Source organism: Streptomyces sp. LZ34, assembly GCF_053890475.1.
This window is the reverse complement of the sequence record NZ_CM132680.1, coordinates 5,375,321-5,394,687: the sequence shown is the minus strand read 5'-3', so window position 1 is coordinate 5,394,687 and position 19,367 is coordinate 5,375,321. Positions and strand designations below refer to the sequence as shown.

16 protein-coding genes are annotated in these 19,367 nt (G+C 70.7%); 5 read left to right on the top strand and 11 right to left on the bottom strand.

All coding sequences use genetic code 11. The features are described from left to right. Position 1 precedes the first annotated feature (1 nt). The gene (locus ACWY4P_RS21630) at positions 2-3,109 is read right to left on the bottom strand and encodes a non-ribosomal peptide synthetase (protein ID WP_456212195.1); all 3,108 of its coding nucleotides are present in this window, start codon (positions 3,107-3,109) and stop codon (positions 2-4) included. A 529-nt stretch (positions 3,110-3,638) separates the two neighbouring features. Between ACWY4P_RS21630 and ACWY4P_RS21625 the strand changes: the two genes are divergently transcribed. Further along, positions 3,639-4,154, top strand: a complete 516-nt coding sequence (locus ACWY4P_RS21625) for a SigE family RNA polymerase sigma factor (RefSeq protein ID WP_456212194.1) — start codon at positions 3,639-3,641, stop codon at positions 4,152-4,154. Beyond that, positions 4,147-5,148, top strand: coding sequence for a hypothetical protein (locus ACWY4P_RS21620; RefSeq protein ID WP_456212193.1), 1,002 nt, complete (start codon positions 4,147-4,149; stop codon positions 5,146-5,148). The genes ACWY4P_RS21625 and ACWY4P_RS21620 overlap by 8 nt, the downstream gene beginning before the upstream one ends. On the opposite strand, the gene ACWY4P_RS21615 is transcribed toward ACWY4P_RS21620, so the two are convergent. The 9 genes from ACWY4P_RS21615 to ACWY4P_RS21575 all read right to left on the bottom strand — a co-directional run bounded on the left by ACWY4P_RS21615 (position 5,145) and on the right by ACWY4P_RS21575 (position 14,425). Continuing rightward, entirely contained in the window at positions 5,145-6,941 is a 1,797-nt protein-coding gene (locus ACWY4P_RS21615) for an IucA/IucC family protein (RefSeq protein ID WP_456212192.1), read from the bottom strand. The genes ACWY4P_RS21620 and ACWY4P_RS21615 overlap by 4 nt on opposite strands. Further along, positions 6,938-7,543: a GNAT family N-acetyltransferase gene (locus ACWY4P_RS21610; RefSeq protein ID WP_456212191.1), complete on the bottom strand. Its 606-nt coding sequence runs from the start codon at positions 7,541-7,543 to the stop codon at positions 6,938-6,940. The genes ACWY4P_RS21615 and ACWY4P_RS21610 overlap by 4 nt, the downstream gene beginning before the upstream one ends. Beyond that, positions 7,540-8,907, bottom strand: coding sequence for a lysine N(6)-hydroxylase/L-ornithine N(5)-oxygenase family protein (locus ACWY4P_RS21605; RefSeq protein WP_456212190.1), 1,368 nt, complete (start codon positions 8,905-8,907; stop codon positions 7,540-7,542). Before ACWY4P_RS21605 ends, ACWY4P_RS21610 begins: the two co-directional genes overlap by 4 nt. 27 nt (positions 8,908-8,934) lie before the next feature. Then, on the bottom strand, positions 8,935-10,527 hold the full coding sequence (locus ACWY4P_RS21600) for a pyridoxal phosphate-dependent decarboxylase family protein (protein WP_456212189.1): 1,593 nt from the start codon (positions 10,525-10,527) through the stop codon (positions 8,935-8,937). Between the two features lie 146 nt (positions 10,528-10,673). Further along, positions 10,674-11,615, bottom strand: a complete 942-nt coding sequence (locus ACWY4P_RS21595) for a siderophore-interacting protein (RefSeq protein WP_456212188.1) — start codon at positions 11,613-11,615, stop codon at positions 10,674-10,676. A 32-nt stretch (positions 11,616-11,647) separates the two neighbouring features. Further along, the gene (locus ACWY4P_RS21590; RefSeq protein WP_456212187.1) at positions 11,648-12,682 is read right to left on the bottom strand and encodes an ABC transporter substrate-binding protein; all 1,035 of its coding nucleotides are present in this window, start codon (positions 12,680-12,682) and stop codon (positions 11,648-11,650) included. 283 nt (positions 12,683-12,965) lie between these two features. Continuing rightward, positions 12,966-13,871 (bottom strand): trypsin-like serine peptidase, encoded by a 906-nt coding sequence (locus ACWY4P_RS21585; protein ID WP_456212186.1) that lies wholly within the window; start codon positions 13,869-13,871, stop codon positions 12,966-12,968. Between the two features lie 101 nt (positions 13,872-13,972). Continuing rightward, a complete protein-coding gene (locus ACWY4P_RS21580) occupies positions 13,973-14,266 on the bottom strand; it encodes a DUF4190 domain-containing protein (protein ID WP_456212185.1) in 294 nt (97 codons plus the stop codon). A 3-nt stretch (positions 14,267-14,269) separates the two neighbouring features. Next, complete coding sequence (locus ACWY4P_RS21575; protein WP_319687759.1) at positions 14,270-14,425, bottom strand: hypothetical protein; 156 nt, start codon at positions 14,423-14,425, stop codon at positions 14,270-14,272. A 148-nt stretch (positions 14,426-14,573) separates the two neighbouring features. Here ACWY4P_RS21575 and ACWY4P_RS21570 point away from each other — a divergent pair, with 148 nt between their 5' ends. After that, complete coding sequence (locus tag ACWY4P_RS21570) at positions 14,574-15,311, top strand: TetR family transcriptional regulator (protein WP_456212184.1); 738 nt, start codon at positions 14,574-14,576, stop codon at positions 15,309-15,311. On the opposite strand, the gene ACWY4P_RS21565 is transcribed toward ACWY4P_RS21570, so the two are convergent. Further along, the gene (locus tag ACWY4P_RS21565) at positions 15,277-16,617 is read right to left on the bottom strand and encodes a M6 family metalloprotease domain-containing protein (protein ID WP_456212183.1); all 1,341 of its coding nucleotides are present in this window, start codon (positions 16,615-16,617) and stop codon (positions 15,277-15,279) included. The genes ACWY4P_RS21570 and ACWY4P_RS21565 overlap by 35 nt on opposite strands. Positions 16,618-16,865: 248 nt before the next feature. On the opposite strand from ACWY4P_RS21565, the gene ACWY4P_RS21560 reads away from it, so the two are divergent. Then, complete coding sequence (locus ACWY4P_RS21560; protein ID WP_456212182.1) at positions 16,866-17,513, top strand: TetR/AcrR family transcriptional regulator; 648 nt, start codon at positions 16,866-16,868, stop codon at positions 17,511-17,513. A 258-nt stretch (positions 17,514-17,771) separates the two neighbouring features. Then, on the top strand, positions 17,772-19,283 hold the full coding sequence (locus ACWY4P_RS21555) for an MFS transporter (RefSeq protein ID WP_456212181.1): 1,512 nt from the start codon (positions 17,772-17,774) through the stop codon (positions 19,281-19,283). Positions 19,284-19,367: the final 84 nt, after the last annotated feature.

Genomic DNA, 19,367 nt, shown 5'->3' with positions numbered 1-19,367 from the left:
CTCATCCTCCGTCGTTCTCCGAGCCACTCAGCGAGCGGGCGACAGCGGCAACGGTCGGGTACTTGAACAGATCCGTCACCGACAAGCCGGGCGAGATCTCCGTCCTGAGCCGACGATGCAGCTGGATCAGGGTCAGTGAGCTGCCCCCGAGCTGGAACAGGCTCACGTCACGGGGCACCCGGTCGGGTTCCGTGGACAGAACCTCCGCCCACAGCGCGGCGAGCCGCCGTTCGAGGCCGGTACGCGGTTCGCTGTGCGACGACGGGGCCGCTCCCGCCTCGGGCAGCGGCAGCGCCCGTACGTCCACCTTTCCGGTGGCGGTGAGGGGCAGCTCCGCCAGCCGTACGAAGTGGGTGGGCAGGTGCTCCGGGGGCAGCCGGTCGGCGAGGTAGCCGCGGAGGTCGGCGAGGACGTCATCCGGTTCGGAGACGACGTAGGCGAGCAGGGAGTCCGGGAGCTCGGGGCGGACGGTCACGACGGCGTCCTGGATTCCGGGATGCCCGAGCAGCAGGTTGCGTATCCCGTCCAGCTCCACACGCAGTCCGCGGAGCTTCGCCTGCCCGTCGTCGCGCCCGTGGAACTCGAGCAGGCCGTCCTCGGTGAAGCGGGCGAGGTCACCCGTCCGGTAGAGCAACGCGCCGGGATCCTCGCCGAACCGGTGCGGTACGAACCGTTCGGCGGTCAGCTCGGCGCGGTTGGCGTATCCGAGGGCCAGCGGGAGCCCGCCGAGGCAGAGCTCCCCCACGAAGGTCGGGGGCAGCAACTGCCCGCCGGGCCCGAGCACATAGGCCTGGCCCCCGGGGATGGGACGGCCGATGGGCACCGCCGCTTCCGGCTCGGCGTCGGGGCGGCACACATGGGACGTCGCGTCGCAGCCCGCTTCGGTCGGCCCGTACAGGTTAATGACCTGCGCATGACAGGCCTTTTTCACGGCTTCCACGACCCAGGAGTCGAGGGCCTCTCCTCCGGTGAAGAGCCGGCGCAGCGCGGGGAGGCCGCCCCACCCGTCCTCCGCCAGCAGGGCCTTGAGCAGGGTGGGGACGAACTGTGCCACGGTCACCGCGTGGCGCCGCATCTCACCGAGCATGGACGCCGGGTCCCGATGCGCGCCCGGCGGCGCCACCACCAGCGTGGCGCCCACGGTGAGCGGGGCGAGGTACTCCCACACCGACGCGTCGAAGATGGGCGGCGTCTTGAAGTAGAAACGGTCCTCCGGGCGGAAGCCGAACTCGTCCCGCTTCCACCGGAGGTTGTTGGTCAGCGCACGGTGCGGGACGACGACCGCCTTGGGCAGCCCCGTGCTTCCGGACGTCGTGATGACGTAGGCGGGGTCCTCGGCGTCCACCGGCCGGTCTTCGAACCCGTCGCCGGAGGCAGGGGCTTCGGCGTCCTCCAGGCCGAGCGGCTTCACCCCGGGGGGCAGAGCGCCGAGTCCGGCATGGCTCGGCGCGATCACGGCTGCCGCTCCCGCGTCGGACAGCACGAAGGCGCGTCGGCGCGGCGGCTGTTCCATGTCGACGGGGAGGAAGGCCAGGCCGCTTCGCAGCACGGCCAGGGCCGCCTCGACGAACCGGGCCGACCTCGGCAGGCAGAGCGCGACGACGCTCCCCGGGGGGAGGTCGAGGGCCGCGATACGGGTGGCAAGCGAGCGGGAGGCCCGTTCCAGCTCCCCGTAGGTGACGTGGCGTCCCTCGTCGATCAGGGCGACCTTCTCGGGAGCGGCGGCGGCCTGGCGCAGGAAGGACTCCGGTACGTGCGGCGAGTCCACCTCGCCGGGCGGCGAGTTCCAGGTGTCCAGCACCAGGGAGCGGTCGGCCTCGGTGATGAGCTCCACGTCCCGCGCGGCGCCGTCCCAGCCGTCGACGATCTGGCCGAGCACGGTTTCCCACGCGCGGGCCAGCCGCTGTGCGGTGGCCGGGGCGTACACGTCGGGGTCGAAGTCCAGCCGTCCGGTGATCTCGGTGCCGCTGATGTTGACGGCCAGCAGCAGCTCCGACTTGCCGTCACGCGGGATCAGCGGGATGCGTTCCACATCCAGCCCGGGCAGCCGGGGGTCTGTGCCCAGGTCGTTGACGGACAGCATGGCCGGGAGGGCCGCACCGCCACCGGCGATCACTCGCATGCGGGCCCACAGCTTCTCCAGGGACTCTCCCTGATGCTCCAGGCAGGTGAAGAGCGATTCCTGAACCTCCCGCACGTACTCCTGAAGGCTTGTTTCAGCCTGTGGAGGGGAGCGGAAGAGCATCATGTCCGTAAACAGCCCCACCACCGTGTCGAATTCGGTTCGGCGCCAGTCGACAGCCGGATAGGAGACGACGACGTCAGCGGAGCGGAGGAAGTGCTGAAGTGTCAGAGAGTAAGCGGACAGCAGCACCGCGAAGGGGGTCACCCGGCGGCGTTCGACAAGCTCGAAGAAATCCGCCCGAAAGGTCAGCGGGCAGGAGGAGTGGCGAATGGGCGAATCATTACCGTACGGGCGCTTGCGTGGCGCGGACGCGAGTACGTCGATGCCCTCTAAATATTTCTCCCAGAAGTCGGCGTGTTCCTGCTCTTCGGGGAGATTTGTCCGCTCCTGCTGCTGGCGGACATACGCGAAATAGGGCGACTCGCCAATATGTGGATCCGCCGGGAGGCGGCCGTCGAGGGCCTCGGTATAGGCCCGGCCTAATTCCTCCATGAGCAGCCCGACCGAAGGTGCGTCCACGGCGATGTGGTCGAACACCATGAGGAGAACGGCGTCCCGCGGGGACAGCCGGAACAAGTCGGCTCGCACACGGCACGCGGTTTCATCGGAGAACGGCTCCGAAGCGGCCGCGGCGAGCCGTTCCCGCAGTTCATCGGCTGTCACCTGGTGTACGCCCAGGACGCGGTCCGGCGCGGGGCGTACGCTCTGACGAAGTTCGCCGCTGGATAATTGATGAATCGCCACACGCAGCACCGGGTGCCGGTCCAGCACGGCGCGGATGGCCTCGGCAAGTTCCTTCTCGGCGACGTGACCTGAAAGGCGATAGGCCACGGGAACATGGTAGGAGTCCCCGTCGGGCCGGAGTTGCTGCGATGCCCAGACGGTCTGCTGCTGCCGAGACAGCGGATACCCGGCGGAATTCACAGAGTCACCCTGGAGAGGTGCTCAAATGCGAGATGTCCAGGTTTTCTGAATATTGCGTGAATGCCAGCGGCGATATGCCTCGAAATCGGTGATCCGCTGGATCTGGAAGCGCGTACCTGAGTCGATAGATGACCCACTGTTGCCCCCCGTAACCCCGTTCCCCGTGAGCAATTCTTCTAACAGAAGATCGCAGTGAGTTTGCGACACGCGGCATCACGTCGACCAGAGCTGTCGCATTTTTGTGACGCAGGTCACGCGCTTGGGGGTGTGGATTGAGGTGCGTACCCCTTGTTGCCCGCTTTGGTGTGCACGCGATGTCGGCCGCGATTCTTGGCGATATTAAGTCTGGTGTGGCTGATTTTCATCGAATCCCTTGACTCGGCAGTTGGCCGTGCGGCTCGCCAGGTGGGGTGCTGGTTGACCGCCGGTTGGCGGATTCTGCGTATGAGGCAACCCGTACCGGCGTCATGGCGTTCACCATGTGTGAAAGACACGGTTCGGACAGGGGCACCATGGCGAGGACACGACAGTGACGGGCGCGACGCCCGGCTTCGAGGAGTTCGTCGCCGCGCGCGGGCCTCGGCTGCTGCGGGTCGCCTGGCTGCTGACCGGGGATGCTCACCTGGCCGAGGATCTGCTCCAGACGGTGCTGGCCAAGGTGTGGCCCAAGTGGCGGCGGATCGCGGCCGGGAATCCGGAGGCGTACGTCCGGAAGGCGCTGGTCAATACGCATGCCTCATGGTGGCGGCGGCGCTGGCGCGGGGAGGTTCCGCACGAACAGGTGCCGGATACGCGGGCCGTGCCGGATCCGTTCGAGGGAGTGGATCTGGAGCAGTCGCTGGCGGCGGCGGTGCGGGGGCTGCCGGTGCGGCAGCGGGCGGTGGTGGTGCTGCGCTACTTCGAGGACCTGAGCGTGGAGGACACCGCCGAGGTGCTGGGCTGCAGCACCGGCACGGTCAAGAGTCAGGCCTCCAAGGCGCTGCGCACCCTGCACGGGCTGCTGCCCGCCGCCGAGATGGCGGAGGGCGGTGAGCGCCGTGGCTGAGCCGGAGAAGAGCGCCGGGCGGGGGGACGGGCCCGATGGCAGGCCCGACGGCAGGCACGACGCCAGGCACGACGCCAGGCCCGATGGCGGGCACGGCGGCGGGCACGGCGGCGGGTGGCCGGGCGGCTCTGAGACCGCCCGTGAGGCGGAGCTGCGGGCGCTGCTCGAGCGGGGCGTGCCCCGGCTGTCCGCGCCCGCCCAGCGGATGCGGCGGGTCCAGCAGCTGGTGGTGCGGCGACGGCGGCGGCGGGTGGCCGGAGTGGTCGGGGCTGCCGGAGTGGCCGGGGGAGTGGCGGCCGCCGTCACGTTGGCGGTGCTGGGCCAGGTCCCGGCCGGGGGGCCCAGGGACCCCGGCGCGACCTATCAGGTGCCCGCCGCCTCGCCCACCGCCACCGTTCCCGTCTTCCGCTACCCCGGCCTGGACGGGCTGACCGTCCGGCTGCCGGACGGCTGGAGCGGGCGCGGCGTACGGGGCGGGGAGGGGGCCGGCGCGGTGGGGCTGGCCGGGAACCGGCCGGCGGCCGTGGTCAAGGACCGGTGTACGGACATCCGGCGCTACTGCCTGGCGCCGGACGAGCTGCGGCGCGGGGAAGGGCTGCTGGTCATGCGGCTGGCGAGCAAGAAGGCTCTGAGGGCGACCGACCAGCGGGCGCGGATGGCGGATACCCGGCCCGGGGACTCCTGCCGCCTCGCGGGCGGCACGCGCGAGCTGCTGGGCTGGCGTGCGGCGGCCGGGGAGCCGGGGCTGTCCGGGGGGTCCGGGCCGGATGAACTGATCATCGCGTCCGTCTGCCTCAACCGGCCGTCCGCCGTCACCCTGGAGCAGGTCCGCTCCATACTCGGCTCCGCCGTCTTCGGCGGCAACGCGGACCCGGACCCGGACCCGGGCCCGACCTCGGACCGGCGCCGTACCCCGGTCCAGCGCCCGCCCTCGGACCTGGCCCCGACCCCGGACCCCAAGGCCCCGCTCGGCGGGGCCGACTCCACGTCCTAAGCCGTACCCCCGAACCGCGCGATGGGGTTCTCCAGCGTCCCGATCAGCTGGAGCGCCCCGGCCGGGTCCTGGAGGTCCAGCATCTGCTGGTTGTTCCGCAGCTGGAGCCGGTTCAGGCAGGACAGCGCGAAGTCGGGCGCGAACATGTCGTACCGCTCGAACTTCTCCGCCAGCTCCGGCACCGACGCCTGGTAGTCCGAGATGCACTCCGCCACCGTCCGCCAGAAGGTCTCCTCCTCCAGGAGGCCGTCGGTGACGAGGATGCCGCTCAGGAAGCGCAGGAAGCAGTCGAAGACATCGGTGAAGATCGACAACAGCTTCTTGTCCTCCGGGACCTCCACCCGGATCCGGGTGACGGCCGGCGGAAGGACCGCGTTCGGGTCCATGACGGCGATCTCCTCGGCGATGTCCTTGAAGATCGCCCGCCGCACCGCGCCGTCCTCGATGACGAGGATGACGTTCTCGCCGTGCGGCATGAAGACCAGGTCATACGCGTAGAAGCAGTGCAGCACCGGCCTCAGGTACGCGTCGAGGTAGCGGCGCAGCCAGCGCGCGGGGGGCAGGCCGGACTCCTCGACGAGCGCGCTGACGACGGAGCCGCCGTCGGGGTCGGTGTGGAGGAGGGAGGCCATGGTGGCCAGCCGCTGGCCCGGTTCGAGGGTGGGGACGGGGCTCTCGCGCCACAGCGCGGCGAGCATCTTGCGGTACGGGGAGAACTTGTCGGTGGCGCGCTCGTACTGCCGGTGGTGGTAGCCGATGGCGGCGCGCTCGCGGATGATCGAGAAGTCGGCGGCGCGGAGCAGCTCGTCGCCCGCGATGAGGCCCGCCAGCCAGTCGTTGATGGCGGGGGTGGCCTCCATATAGGCGGCGGAGAGGCCGCGCATGAAGCCCATGTTGAGGACGGACAGAGCCGTTTTCACATAGTGCTTGGCCGGGTCGCCGGTGTTGAAGAAGGTACGGATCGACTGCTGCGCGAGGTACGCGTCGTCGCCGCTGCCCAGGCAGACCAGGCGCTGCTGGGCGACCTCGGCGGCGAAGGTGACGGACAGCTTGTTCCACCACTGCCAGGGGTGGACGGGGATGAGGCGGTAGTCGGCGAGGTCGAGGCCGAGGCCGGCCATGGTGCCGGCGAAGCGGGCCAGGTTGGCCTCGCCCAGCTCGCCGCCGATCAGCCCGTCGTAGTCGAGGTCCGAGGAGGAGGTGAAGGTGGCGTGGTCGCGGTGCGCGGCCAGCCAGATCAGCTGGACGGGGCTCGCGGTCTCGGGGGCGTACGAGAGGTATTCGTGCACCCCGAAGCCCAGGCGGCCGTTGTTGGCGACGAAGCAGGGGTGGCCCTCGGTCATGCCGGTCTCGACCGCCTGGAACCCGGACTTGGCGAGCTCGGCGGCGCCGACCGGCTCGCCGCTGAGCTTGTACGCGGTGCCGGAGAGGGTGGAGCTGATCTCCTCCAGATAGACGGGCAGGGTCTGGTCGCCGAGCCCCAGCCGCCCGCGCAGCTCCAGGAAGAAGTCGAGTGCGTCGAGGGGGAGTTCGGAGCCGTCCCGGGTGTCGTGGCGGGTGATGGAGTCCGCGTCGACCATCCAGTGGTCCAGGGCCAGCAGGCGGGCCGCGAAGCGGTAGGTCACCGACCCGTCGTCGCTGGTGACGGCGTAGCGGCCGGGGGCGTCGGGCAGCGGCTCTGGGGCGAGCAGGCGCTCGTGGGTGAACTCGGCGAGCGCCTTGCGTATGAGGAGGCGGCCCGCCCGCTCCCACAGGGCGGGGGTGAGGTGGGCGACGGCGTCGCGGGGGCTCATCGGGGCACTCCTTGAACGGATGCGTCGGATGCGTCGGGTGCGGTGTTGATCGCGGCGTGGAATCGGGCGCGGGTGCAGAAGCTGAGGTACGCGTCCTTCTCCGGCTTGGCGACCGTGCCCGCGACCTCGAAGCCGACGGCCGCGTTGAGCCTGTGCACCGCCGTGTTGCGGACGTCGGGCTCGACCACGACGCGCCGGGTTGCCGGGTCGGCGAAGAGGAACTCCATGACGGTGGTGATCACCGCCCGGGTGAACCCGTGCACCGGGGTGTCGGCCGGCGCGCAGAGGAAGTGCATGCCGACGTCGCCTTCCTGGGCGGGGTAGAGACCCGCCAGCTCCACCAGGGCCGGGTCATAGCGCTCGGTCAGGAAGGCGGGGCGGCCCTCGTGCAGGCCGATGAAGGCGTCGTGGTGCGGGTGCTCGGCGATCTTCCGGTACTCGAACGCGACCTGCGCCACGTCGGCGTCCTGCATCAGCCAGAAGGACGCCTTGGGGTGGGTGACCCAGCCGTGCAGCAGCTCGGCGTCGGCGGCCGGGTCGAGGGGGCGCACGGAGAAGCGGCCGAGCCGGGCGTCGTGGTGGGTGAACAGAGTCGTGCTCACCGGAGCACCCCCTCGGGGGCCGCGAACTCCTGGAAGGCGATGGTCTTCTCGATGGGGTAGTGCTCGCGGCCCAGCAGCCCGCGGATGATGCACGAGTTGCGGTAGGCGGCCATCCCGAGGTCGGGGGTGACGAAGCCGTGGGTGTGCAGCTCGGCGTTCTGCACGTAGATCTCCCGCCCGGCGGTGGCGGCGGTGGTGGTGTTGATGCTGTAGTCGCGGGCGACCGCGAAGCGCCCGGCCTCGTCCCAGGCGATTCGGTCCCGCACGGGCGCCAGGAACTCCGGCACCTGATAGCGGTAGCCGGTGGCCAGGATCAGGCCCTGGGTGGTGAGGGTGAAGTCCTGCCCCTGCTCCTCCTGGCGCAGCCCGAGCGTGTACGAGCCGCCGGTCGCGCCGCCGCCGGTCGCGCCGCCGCCGGTCCCGTCGCCGTCGGCCGGGTCGTACGAGGCCTCCCGCAGCGCGGTGTTGGTCATCAGCCGGGTCGGGCACGGGCCTCGTCGGTTCTTGATGTAGAGCAGATCGAAGATGGCGTCGATGAGATCGGAGTTGATCCCCTTGTAGAGGTTCTTCTGCGAGGTGTTCAGCCGGTCGCGGGTGTGCGCGGGCAGCCCGTAGAAGTAGTCCACGTACTCCGGGGAGGTCATCTCCAGGGTGAGCTTGGTGTATTCGAGGGGGAAGAAGCGGGGCGAGCGGGTGATCCAGTCGAGCCGGTAGCCGTGCGCGTCGATGTCCTGGAGCAGGTCGTGGTAGATCTCGGCGGCGCTCTGGCCGCTGCCCACGACGGTGATGCTCTCCTTCGCCTGGAGGGCTTCCTTGTGCTCCAGGTAGCGGGAGTTGTGGATCAGGTCGCCGCCGAGGCCGCGGCAGGCCTCGGGGACGTACGGCGGCGTCCCGGTGCCCAGCACCAGCCGCCCGGCCCGCCAGGCGCGGCGCTCGCCGGTCGCCGTCTCGGTGGTGTGGACGACATAGCAACCTTCGGCCTCGTCGTACTCGACGGAGGTGACCTCCTGGCCGAAGCGGACGGAGCCGAGCCGGGCGGCCACCCAGCGGCAGTAGTCGTTGAACTCCTCCCGCAGCGGATAGAAGCTCTCGCGGATGTAGAAGGAGTACAGGCGGCCGTTCTCCTTCAGGTAGTTGAGGAAGGAGTACGGGGAGGTGGGGTCGGCGAGGGTGACCAGGTCGGACATGAACGGCGTCTGCAGCGTGCTGCCTTCGAGGAACATCCCCGAGTGCCAGTCGAAGTCCGGCTTGCGCTCCAGGAACACCCCGTTCAGCTCGTCGATCGGGTCGGTGAGCGCGGCGAGGCCGAGGTTGAAGGGGCCCAGGCCGATGGCGATGAAGTCATGGGAAGAGACGGTGGACACGTGGGTCTCCGGCGGGGTGGAAGGCGGTCAGCTGGCCCGGGCCCGGGTGAACTCCGGTTCGGCGGCGTGCGGGGAGGACAGATACCGGTCGGCGTGGCCGGCGAGGAGGTCGAGGACGTGGGCGATGTCGCCCAGCGAGGTCTCCGGGTTGAGCAGCGTGAACTTCAGGTAGTGCGCCCCGTCCACGACCGTCCCGGCCACGACGGCCTCGCCGGAGGCGGCCAGCGCCTCGCGCGCGTGCAGGTTCGCCCGGTCCAGCAGCTCGGGGTCGAGCCGCGCGGCCCTGGTGGGCGGTGGGCCGGTGTAGCGGAAGACCAGCGTGCTCAGCTGCGGCCGGGTGACCACCTCGTACCGCGGATCGGCGTCCAGCAGCCGCCAGGCCTCGGCCGCCCGGTCCACCACCTCGTCGAACAGCTCCCCGACGGCGTTCGCGCCCATGACGCGGAGCGTCAGCCACAGCTTGAGCGCGTCGAAGCGCCGGGTGGTCTGGAGGGACTTGTCCACCTGGTTGGGGATGAGCCGCTCGGCGCTGCGGGCCGGGTTGAGGTAGTCGGCGTGGTACGTGGCGTGGCTGAGCGTCGTACGGTCGCGCACCAGGACCGCGCTTGAGCTGACCGGCTGGAAGAAGGACTTGTGGTAGTCGACGGTGACCGAGTCGGCGCGCTCGATGCCGTCGAGGAGGTGCCGGCGGCGCGGGGAGACCAGCAGGCCGCAGCCGTACGCCGCGTCGACGTGCAGCCAGGCCCCGGCCCGCGCGCACAGGTCGGCGATCTCGGGCAGCGGGTCGATGGAGCCGAAGTCGGTGGTCCCGGCGGTGGCCACGACCGCCATGACGACCAGGCCCTCGCGGCGGCAGCGGTCCAGCTCGCGGGCGAGCGCGACGGTGCGCATCCGCCGGTCCTGGTCGCAGGGCACGGGGATGACCGCCTCGTAGCCGAGCCCGAGGACGGCGGCCGCCTTGGCGATGGAGAAGTGGCTCGCCTGGGAGGCGAGGATGCGCAGCCGGGGCAGGATCTGGGATTTGGCGAGCGGCGCCCCGGCCGCCGCCGTCTCCTTCTCCACCAGCTTGCAGGCCTCGTCGCGGGCGAGCAGCATCGCGTGCAGATTGGACTGCGTCCCGCCGCTGGTGAAGATGCCGTCCGCGGCCTCGCCGAGCCCGAGGCGCGCTGCCGTCCAGTCGATCAGACGCCGTTCGATCAGGGTGCCGCCGGCGCTCTGGTCCCAGGTGTCCAGCGAGGAGTTGACGGCGGAGAGGATCGCCTCGCCGAGCAGCGCGGGGATGACCACGGGGCAGTTGAGGTGGGCGAGATAGCGGGGGTGGTGGAAGTAGACGGCGTCCTTGAGATAGACGCGTTCGAGCTCCTCGAGGGCGGCGGCCGGGTCGCCCAGCGGCCGCTCCAGGTCGATCCCGGAGATCTCGGGGGCGAGTTCGGCGGGGGTGACCCCGGTGAACGGGCGGGTGGTGCGGGCGACGGTGGAGGCCACCAGTCCGACGCCGTCGGCCACGGACCGCCGATAGCGGTCCGCCGTACGGTCGTTGAAGAGGTGGGCCCTGCCATCCGCCGCCCCGGGTATCGGCCCTGACGACGGGTCCTCAGCGGGGTGCGCGAGGAGACTCACGGTCTGTCCCTTCTGGATACGGGCTGCTTGCGGGCATGGGTGTGCCCTGGACACGGCATGGGTGTGCCCTGGACGGGGTGCGGGGGTGCGGGGTGTGTGCGGCGTGCGGGTGTGGCGCTGTTCTGGTCTGTGCCGGTCTGTGCTGGTCAGTCGTCGTCCGACGCGGGGCCGGTGCCGGTCACGGCCTCCTCGACGAGCTGGTCGTCGGTGGCGCCCAGCCGCCAGTAGCCGGTGAAGACGACCGCCTTGCGGTCGAAGCCGCGCTCGCGTACGAGGTGGCGGCGGAGCGCGCGGACCGTACCGGCCTCGCCCGCGATCCAGGCGTACGGCGAGCCCTCGGGCAGCGCCGCGTCGCGTACGCCGTCCAGGAGGAGGGCCGAGCGCGGGTCGGCCGGGTCGGCGCCGTCGCGGATCAGCCAGACGATCTCGGCGTCCGCTTCGGTGGGCAGTTCCCGCAGGTCCTCCGCGTGCTGCACCTCGATCCAGACCTTGGCCCCGATGCCGGCCGGCAGCCAGTCGAGGATTCCGGCGACGGCGGGCAGCGCGGTCTCGTCGGCGGTGATGAGCACCCAGTCGGTGCCGGGCGGCGGGCGGAAGTCGACGCCGCCGTTGTCGGGGGCGACCGGGCCGAGGAGCATGGCGCGGTCCCCGGGCCGGGCGCGCGCGGCCCAGCGGGAGGCCGGTCCGCCCGCCGTGGCGGAGCCGGCCGCGCCGACGCCGTGCAGGGCGAAGTCCACGTCGACCTCTTCGGGTTCGCGCCGCTGCTCGCGCACGGTGTACGAGCGCATGACGGCGCGTACGGCGGGGTCCATGGCCCGCCACACCGGGAACCACTCCTCGCCCGACTCGACCGGCACGACGGGGGCGTCCTGGTGGGGGTGCGGCAGGAACAGCTTGAAGCGCTGGTCGCGGCCGCCGGAGGCGAAGTCCTTCAGGGCGTCGCCGCCGAAGGTGATCCGCACCATGGACGGCCCGAGGACCCGCGTGCGGACGACCCGCACATCGAAGAAGCGGAACGGGACGGCGGCGGGGGCCGGGTCGGTGGAGGTGTGGGGGGTGGGGGCTGTGGTGGTGGCTGCGGTGGTCATGAGAGCGGTCTCTTCCCTTCGCTTGCCCTGGGTCAGCTGACCTTCTTCGCGTCCTGGATGGCCTTGGTGAGGGCCTCGACGTGTGGGGCGGCGCCCGCGTACGAGAAGCGCGGCTCGCTGCTCCAGGGGACGATCTGGTCGGCCTTGACCGCGGGGAGCTTGGACCAGGTCGGCTTGGCGGTCAGGTCCTTGGGCTGCAAGGTGGCGGTGCGGTTGTCGAGGAAGAGCAGGTCGGCGCCGTACTTGTCGGCGTTCTCCCAGCTCAGGCTCTCGAAGTAACCGCCCTTGTCCGTCTTCTGCGGGACGACGAAGTCGACGCCGAGCTCGCGGAAGTAGATCAGGTCGGCGTTGACCGCCGGGTTGGAGACGTAGAAGAGGTCGGCGCTGCCGGAGCAGGCCATAACCTTGATCTTCTTCGACTTGACGGTCTTGCGCAGCGTCTCGGAGGCGGCCTCGAAGCGGGCCTTGGCGTCGGTGACCTTCTTGGCCTTGAGGTCGGCGCCGAGGGCGGCGGCGAACTCGGCGTAGCGCTTGATGGGCTCGATCATGGAGACCCGGCCGGTGGTGAGGGCGGCGCTGGGGGCCAGGGCGAGGATCTTGTTCTTGGAATCGTCCGGGATGTAGAAGAGGGCGCCCGGGTCGTACATGTTGGTGATCAGCAGCTGCGGGTTGAGCGAGGCGTACTTCTCGACCTTGAACTGACCCCAGGCGTTGCCGAGGACGGTCACCTTGTCGACGTCGAGGTCTCCGGCCTGCACGTCCGGCTTGCCGTTCTTCAGCTTGGTCGGGCCGAAGACGCCGACGATCTGGTCGTCGATGCCGAAGTCGTACAGCGCGGCCGCCGAGCCGATGTACGCGACGATGCGCTCGGGGCGGCCGCCGAGGCTGATCCGCTTCTTGCGGTCGTCGGTGAACGACCAGGACCCACCGCCGCTTTTGCCCTCGTCGCCGGAGGACCCCGAGCCGTCTTTACTCCCACACGCGGTGACGAGGGCGCCGAGTCCGGCGAGGCCGCCGGCGGCCAGCAGGCCGCGGCGGGAGAGGGGGAGGGCACTGGGGTGGGGCATGGGATGCCTTCTCTCGATGCGTACGGGGGCAGCCACGGACATCGCCCGAGGTCATAGTTAGGTTAGCCTAACCAACCTTGATGTCCAGTGGGCAGGGTCACCCCGCCGACCGTCGTGCGGATGCTCCGGGACCACGACAAGCGGGCGGCGGCCGCCGTGTTGGAGACGGCGGCCGCCGAAGAGGACGCGGCAGACGAGTAGTTGGTGCCCGACGTCGGAGAGCCGGGCCCCGCTTCGGCCCGCCGCTCCGGCCCGCCGCTGCGGCCGGCCGGAGCGGCGGCGTTCAGCCGCGCTGGGCGGCGTCGTAGACGGCCCGCGCGGTCTTGCCGAGCATCGGCCCGTACATCGGGGTGCCGCCGTCGCCCTTGCCGTGGCTGTTGACCGAGACCACGGTGCCCTTGCGGGTGGTGGAGTTGAAGCCGGCGAGCCAGGGACCGCCGCTGGCGCCGCCGCCGAGGTCGCACGGGACGCGCTGCTCGCCCTCGGGGGCGCTTTTGGAGGTGCCGGCGCAGTACAGCAGTTCCTCGCCCCGCTGGGGAGTGGTCGCCGGATAGCCGAAGGCGGTGACCCGCTCACCGGCCGGACGGCCGAAGGCGATCTTCTGTGCCCCCACCGCGTCGGTGAGCCGCTTTCCGTTGGCCGGGGTGGCGACGACCATCGCCGCTACGTCATTGACGGTGTCCTCGGCCCAGGAACGCGGTGTCATGGTCGCCTTGACGGCATAGCGGCCGTACGGCGTCTTGCCCTTGGCGTAGCCGGGGGCGAAGACGATGTCGCTGTAGGTGTTGACGGGCGAGGAGCCGAGGCGCGCGCAGTGGGCGGCGGTCATGATCACTGAGCGGTTGCCGCTGGTGACGGCGCTGGCCGTGCACCAGGTGTCCTGCCCCCGCGAGTCGACGAAGAAGAGCCGGCCGATGCTGGGGATGCCCTTGCCTGTCCAGGGCTTGCTGAGCGGTCCGGTCGGCCCCAGATCGACGTCGCGGCCGACCTGCTTTATGCGCGCGGGCGTCCAGTACGAGAGGGCGGAGGCCCGCTCCGCCGCCGTGTAGGTGACCGTGCTGACCTGCCCGGTTCCGGCGGCGGCCGCCGCGGGCACGGCCTGGGCCGCCAGGGGGCCGGCCAGGGCCAGTAGGGCGGTGGCGAGACCGGAGACGGTGCGGCGCGCGCCTCGGGACGGGCTGGGCGACATGGGTGTCCTCTCGGATGATCGGGATCGGGTCATCACCCGGGAGGATGTGATTCCGGCGAGTGGGGTGCATCCGCCGTCTGGTCTTTCGTTGCCACAGAGGGTCAGCCGAACTGCCAGAAGACCGTGTTGTCCATCGTCACCAGAACGATCAGCAGGACCACATCGGCGACCCCGAGGGCGAGGCCGAGCAGGGCCCGGCCGCGGCGCTGGGTCTGCCGGGCGATCGCCAGCGCGCCCAGGATGATCGCGCACGGTCCGAAGACGGCGTTGAAGAGCAGCAGTCCGATCAGACCGAGGACGAACGAGGCCACGGCCATGCCGTCGGCGTCCCGGCGGCGCGCGGCCGACGGGGTGTGGGTGGACGGGGTGTGGGTGGTGGGTGCGGTCAGTGCCATGGGTCAGCTCTCCTTGTGCCCGGTGCGTTCGCGGATGAAGAAGATCAGCAGCCAGGTGGCGATGGCGGCGGAGGCGGCGAGGAAGACCGGGAGCGGGGTGTGAGCCGCCGCTCCCAGAAGGATCCCCACCAGGGCGAGAGCCGCGACGATGAAGAGCATGTGTGCCTCTCTCAAGAGTCGGATCCGGGGTGCGGATGGCCTGCGGGTGCAGCTTCAGTGAACACTTGGGATGACAGTTGTTCACTGACTTCAGGATACCCCTGCGTGCCGCTGGAAAAAGTCGGCGAACGATTGTTTACTGAATGACATGAGTCACACCCTCGGGGTCCGGCAGGCCCAGAAGCAGAGGACCCGGCGGGCGCTCCTGGACGCGGGGCTGCGGCTGCTGGAGGACCAGAGCCTCAGCAGCCTGGGCCTGCGCGAGGTGACGCGCGTCGTGGGCGTGGCTCCCGCCGCCTTCTACCGGCACTTCCGCGATATGAGCGACCTCGGCGTGGCGCTCGTGGAGGAGTCCCTGGGCAGCCTGCACGGGGTGGTCCGGGTGATCCTCGCCGAGCGGGACGGGGACGAGGAGCTGATCGACGCCACCGTCGAAGCCGTCGCCGAGCTTGTGCGCCGCTACCCGGCGCACATCCGCTTCATCGCGCGTGAGCGCCATGGCGGCGTACGGCCCGTAAGGGAGGCGATAGCCGCCGAGCTGGGCCGCTTCGCAGACGAGGTCGCCGAGGCGTTCGCCCCCCAGCTCACGGCGGAGGGCTGGTCGCCCGAGGACGTCCGGATGCTCGCCGAGCTGTACGTGGACCACATGGTGATGACCGCGACGGCGTTCCTGGAGGCCCAGCCCGGCGATCAGCCCGGCGAGGCGTCCGGGGCCCAGCCCGGCGAGGGGTCCGAGGCCCAGTCCGGCGATCAGCCCGGCGGTCAGCTCGGCGAAGGGTCCGGCGAAGGGTCCGGTGACCCCGAGGCCGTACGGCGGGTGGCGGCCACCGCCCGCAGACAGCTCCTGCTGATCAGCCTCGGCCGCCGCCACTGGCGTACCGGGTGATCTCCACGCGGTAGTCGCCCCGCGAGTCGCGCTCGGTGACCCGGACCCGCACGCCGGTGCCCAGCGCGCCGCCGGTGAAGGTCTTGCCGGGCGTGAAGGCCGCGTCGCTCAGCCCGAGGTGCACATTGCGCTCGTCCGTGCAGCCGCCGCTGCCCGGGGTGCTGTCCACGACGGTGATCGGCCCCCGGCCGGAGTCGACGCGGGTGTCCACCCAGGAGACCAGGACGCCGGCCTTGCAGACCGCGTCGTCGTTGCCCTCGTCGGTGCGCGCCTCCACGGCGTACCCGGCGTACTTCGAGACCGGGACGAAGATCAGCTTGGTTCCGCCCCGCCGGCCGAGCGGGCTCAGGGCCCGCCGCGTGATGCCCGGGCGGGCGACGCAATCGACCTGCCCCGTGCCGAGCCAGCCCAGCTTCCACTTGTGCCAGGCCAGCAGGTCGTTTCCGACGCCCCAGTCCTCGGACATCACGTCCCAGTGGCCCGCGCTCTCGCCGCCCCGCCGGGTGTAGAGGTCGGGGAGCCCGAAGACATGGCCGTTCTCGTGCGGGAGCACGCGATAGCCGGTCTGCGCGAGCGTGCCGGAGCCGTCGTCCTGGCGGCTGTACACGAAGGAGACATTGGCCAGGGGCACGCCGTCGGCGACCGGGGCGTGCTGGTTGTCGGCGTAGGTGACGGACAGCACGGCGCGTGCGGCGGGCGGCCCGGCGTTGGGCGTGACCAGGACGTTGACCAGGTCGTAGCGGCCGAAGTCGACATGCGGGTCGGCGGCCTTGGCGATGTCCGCGATCAGCTTGCGGTAGCCCGGCTCGAAGGGGCTGCCGCGTTTGATGCCGTAGCTGTGGAAGGAGTGGGGCATCCGCAGCCAGTGGTTGATCGGGGCCGCCGGCCGGTACGTCAGCCGGCCGTACGAGCCGCGCTTGAACCACCGCGAAGTCTGCGGGAAGAACTCCGCGTAGCGCTTACGGGCCGTGCCCTGGCCCTTGACGTCCGGGAAGTCGATCATGAGGGTGAGGGCCTTGACCGTCCCGGTGCTGCGGACGTAGCCGTGCCCGGTCGGCAGCCCCTCGGTCATCTGTAGCCCCTCGCCGGGCATCAGGGCGCAGGGCGCGAGGGCGGCGCCGTACGCCGGATTCGCCGACAGGGCCGGCGCGTGCTCGGGAGGGGCGGGGGCGGGGGCTGGGCCGGGGACCGCCGCCGGGGTGGCCGCCGCGGCCAGCGTGAGCACGGCGGCCGCGGCGAACGCGCTGCCCCGGCGGGGCCTGCGTATTCGGTGGCGTATTCGGTGACGGGCTGGATGGCGGGTCATCTCGCATGAGTGATTCATGGCGAGTCCCACCGTGTGGCGGCGCCCGTCCGGGCGCCCGTGGGGTGCGGCCGGGCGGGGGAAAAGACTGCTCCGTCCGGGCGACTCGGCCGCCGGACAGGTGTGAGGCAGGTCACGTCGGCTCGTGAAATTTCCGGGGACTGCCTCCCCGTTTAACTCGATGTACGAAGCGGGGACCGAGTCCCCGGAAAAGTTGAATGCCGAATCGTCGTGCCGGAAGGAGTGCCGTCGTGGGTACCGTCACCACCCAGCAGCCCGCGCGGCCCAGGCTGCGCGCCGACGCCCTGCGCAACAGGGAGCGGATCGTCGCGGCGGCCCGTGAGGTGCTCGTCGAGCACGGGGCCGAGGTCTCGCTCGATGAAATCGCTCGACGGGCGGGGGTCGGCAATGCCACCCTTTACCGGCACTTCGCGGACCGCCGCGAGCTGGTGCACCACGTCACCGTCTCGGTGATGGAGCGCATCGCCGAGCAGGCCGAAGTCGCCCTGGCGGAGGAGCCCGACGCCTTCGCGGCGCTGCGTCGCTTTGTGCACGCGGCGGCCGAGGAGCGCGTCGGCGCGCTGTGCCCGCTGCTCTCCGACGGCATCGACAAGGAGCACCCTGACCACATCGCCGCGAACACGCGCCTGGAGGACGCCATCGGCGCCCTGATGGCCGCTGGGCGCGACTCCGGCCAGCTGCGCGCCGACATCGACGTCGGTGACCTGATGGTCGCCCTGACTCAGCTCACCAGGCCGCTGCCCGGCGGTGCCTGTGTGAACTTCGACATCTTCGTGCGCCGGCACCTGCAGCTGTTCCTGGACGGACTGGCTGCTCCGGCGCGTTCCGCACTGTCCGGCTCCGCGGCCACTTTGGAGGATCTGAAGCGTCGTCCGTGACGCACGTCACGCGTCGTCCGGTGACCTGGACCGATTAATTCCCGTTCGTTCCGCAGTCTGTCTTCTCGTCGTCCTTCTCGTCGTCAGTAACGGCTCGTAGGCAGTAACGACTCGTTGCGCGGCCGCGCGATGTCACGTTCCGGCGCGCCGCCACGTCGTTGCTGTGTCAGTCCGTTGCGCTATCAGTTACTTACGCAAGTCCGTTACGCCCGTCAAACGTCCTGTTTTCACTCTCCGCACCGCTAGGTAGGCCCACCCATGCCTGAAACGGCACCCTCCGTCGATCCCCGGCGCTGGAAAGCGCTGATATTCATCGCCCTCGCCCAGCTGATGGTCGTGCTCGACGCGACCATCGTGAACATCGCGCTGCCCTCCGCGCAGAAGGCCCTGGACATCTCCGACGGCAACAAGCAGTGGGTCATCACGGCCTACGCGCTGGCCTTCGGCGGTTTGCTGCTCTTCGGCGGACGCCTCGCCGACCTGTGGGGCCGTAAGCAGACCTTCATCGTCGGCCTGGTCGGCTTCGCGGCCGCCTCGGCGCTGGGCGGCGCCGCGCTCAACTCGCCGATGCTGCTCGGCGCCCGCGCGCTTCAGGGCGTCTTCGGCGCGCTGCTCGCCCCCTCGGCGCTCTCGCTGCTGGCGGTGACGTTCACCGACGCCAAGGAGCGCGCCAAGGCGTTCGGCATCTTCGGCGCCATCGCGGGTGGTGGCGGTGCCGTCGGTCTGATCCTCGGCGGTGTGCTGACCGAGTACATGAACTGGCGCTGGACGTTCTTCGTCAACATCCCGTTCGCCATCATCGCCGCGGTCGGCGCGATCTCCGTGATCCGCGAGCCTGCCGAGAGCCGCAACCCCGCCAAGCTCGACATCCCCGGCGTTCTGCTGGCCACGCTGGGCCTGGTCTCGCTGGTCTACGCCTTCACCCGCGCCGAGAGCGACGGCTGGACCGCGGGCATCACCGTGGGGCTGTTCGTCGCGGCCGTCGTGCTGCTGGCCGCCTTCGTGGTCGTCGAGTCCCGGGTCAAGGAGCCGCTGCTGCCGCTGCGCGTCGTTACCAACCGCAACCGTGGTGGCGTCTACCTGGCGCTGGGCCTGGCGATCATCGGCATGTTCGGTCTGTTCCTGTTCCTCACCTACTACATGCAGATCGTGAAGGGCTACAGCCCGGTCAAGAGCGGTCTGTCCTTCCTGCCGATGATCGTCGGCATGATCACCGGCTCGACGCAGATCGGCACCCGGCTGATGACCCGGGTCCCGGCCCGGATGCTGATGGGCCCGGGCTTCCTGGTCGCCGCGGTCGGCATGCTGCTGCTGACCCAGATCGACCTGGACACCTCGTACCCGCTCCTGATCCTGCCCGCGTTCCTGTTGCTGGGCCTCGGTATGGGTACGGCGTTCATGCCGGCCATGAGCCTGTCCACGCACGGCGTCCAGCCGCGTGACGCGGGTGTCGCCTCCGCGATGGTCAACACCTCGCAGCAGGTCGGCGGCGCGATCGGCACCGCGCTCCTCAACACCATCGCCACCAGCGCGGGGAACGAGTACGGCAAGTCGCACGCGGCCACGGCCCCCTCGCGGCAGGCGCTGGAGCTGCAGTCGCTGGTGCACGGCTACACCACCGCCATCTGGTGGGCGGTCGGCATCCTGCTGGTCGCCGCGGCGGTCACCGTGACCTTCGTCACCGCCGGCCGGCAGGACGGCAGCGGCTCGGCGGCCACCGGCTCCGGCGACGGCGCGGCCGAGGACGCGATCCCGGTCATGGCGCACTGATCCGCGCGGTGCGGCTGTAGTGGTACGACGCGGAAAGCCCCGCTCCGGGAGGAGCGGGGCTTTCCGCCGTTTCGGTGGCCCGTT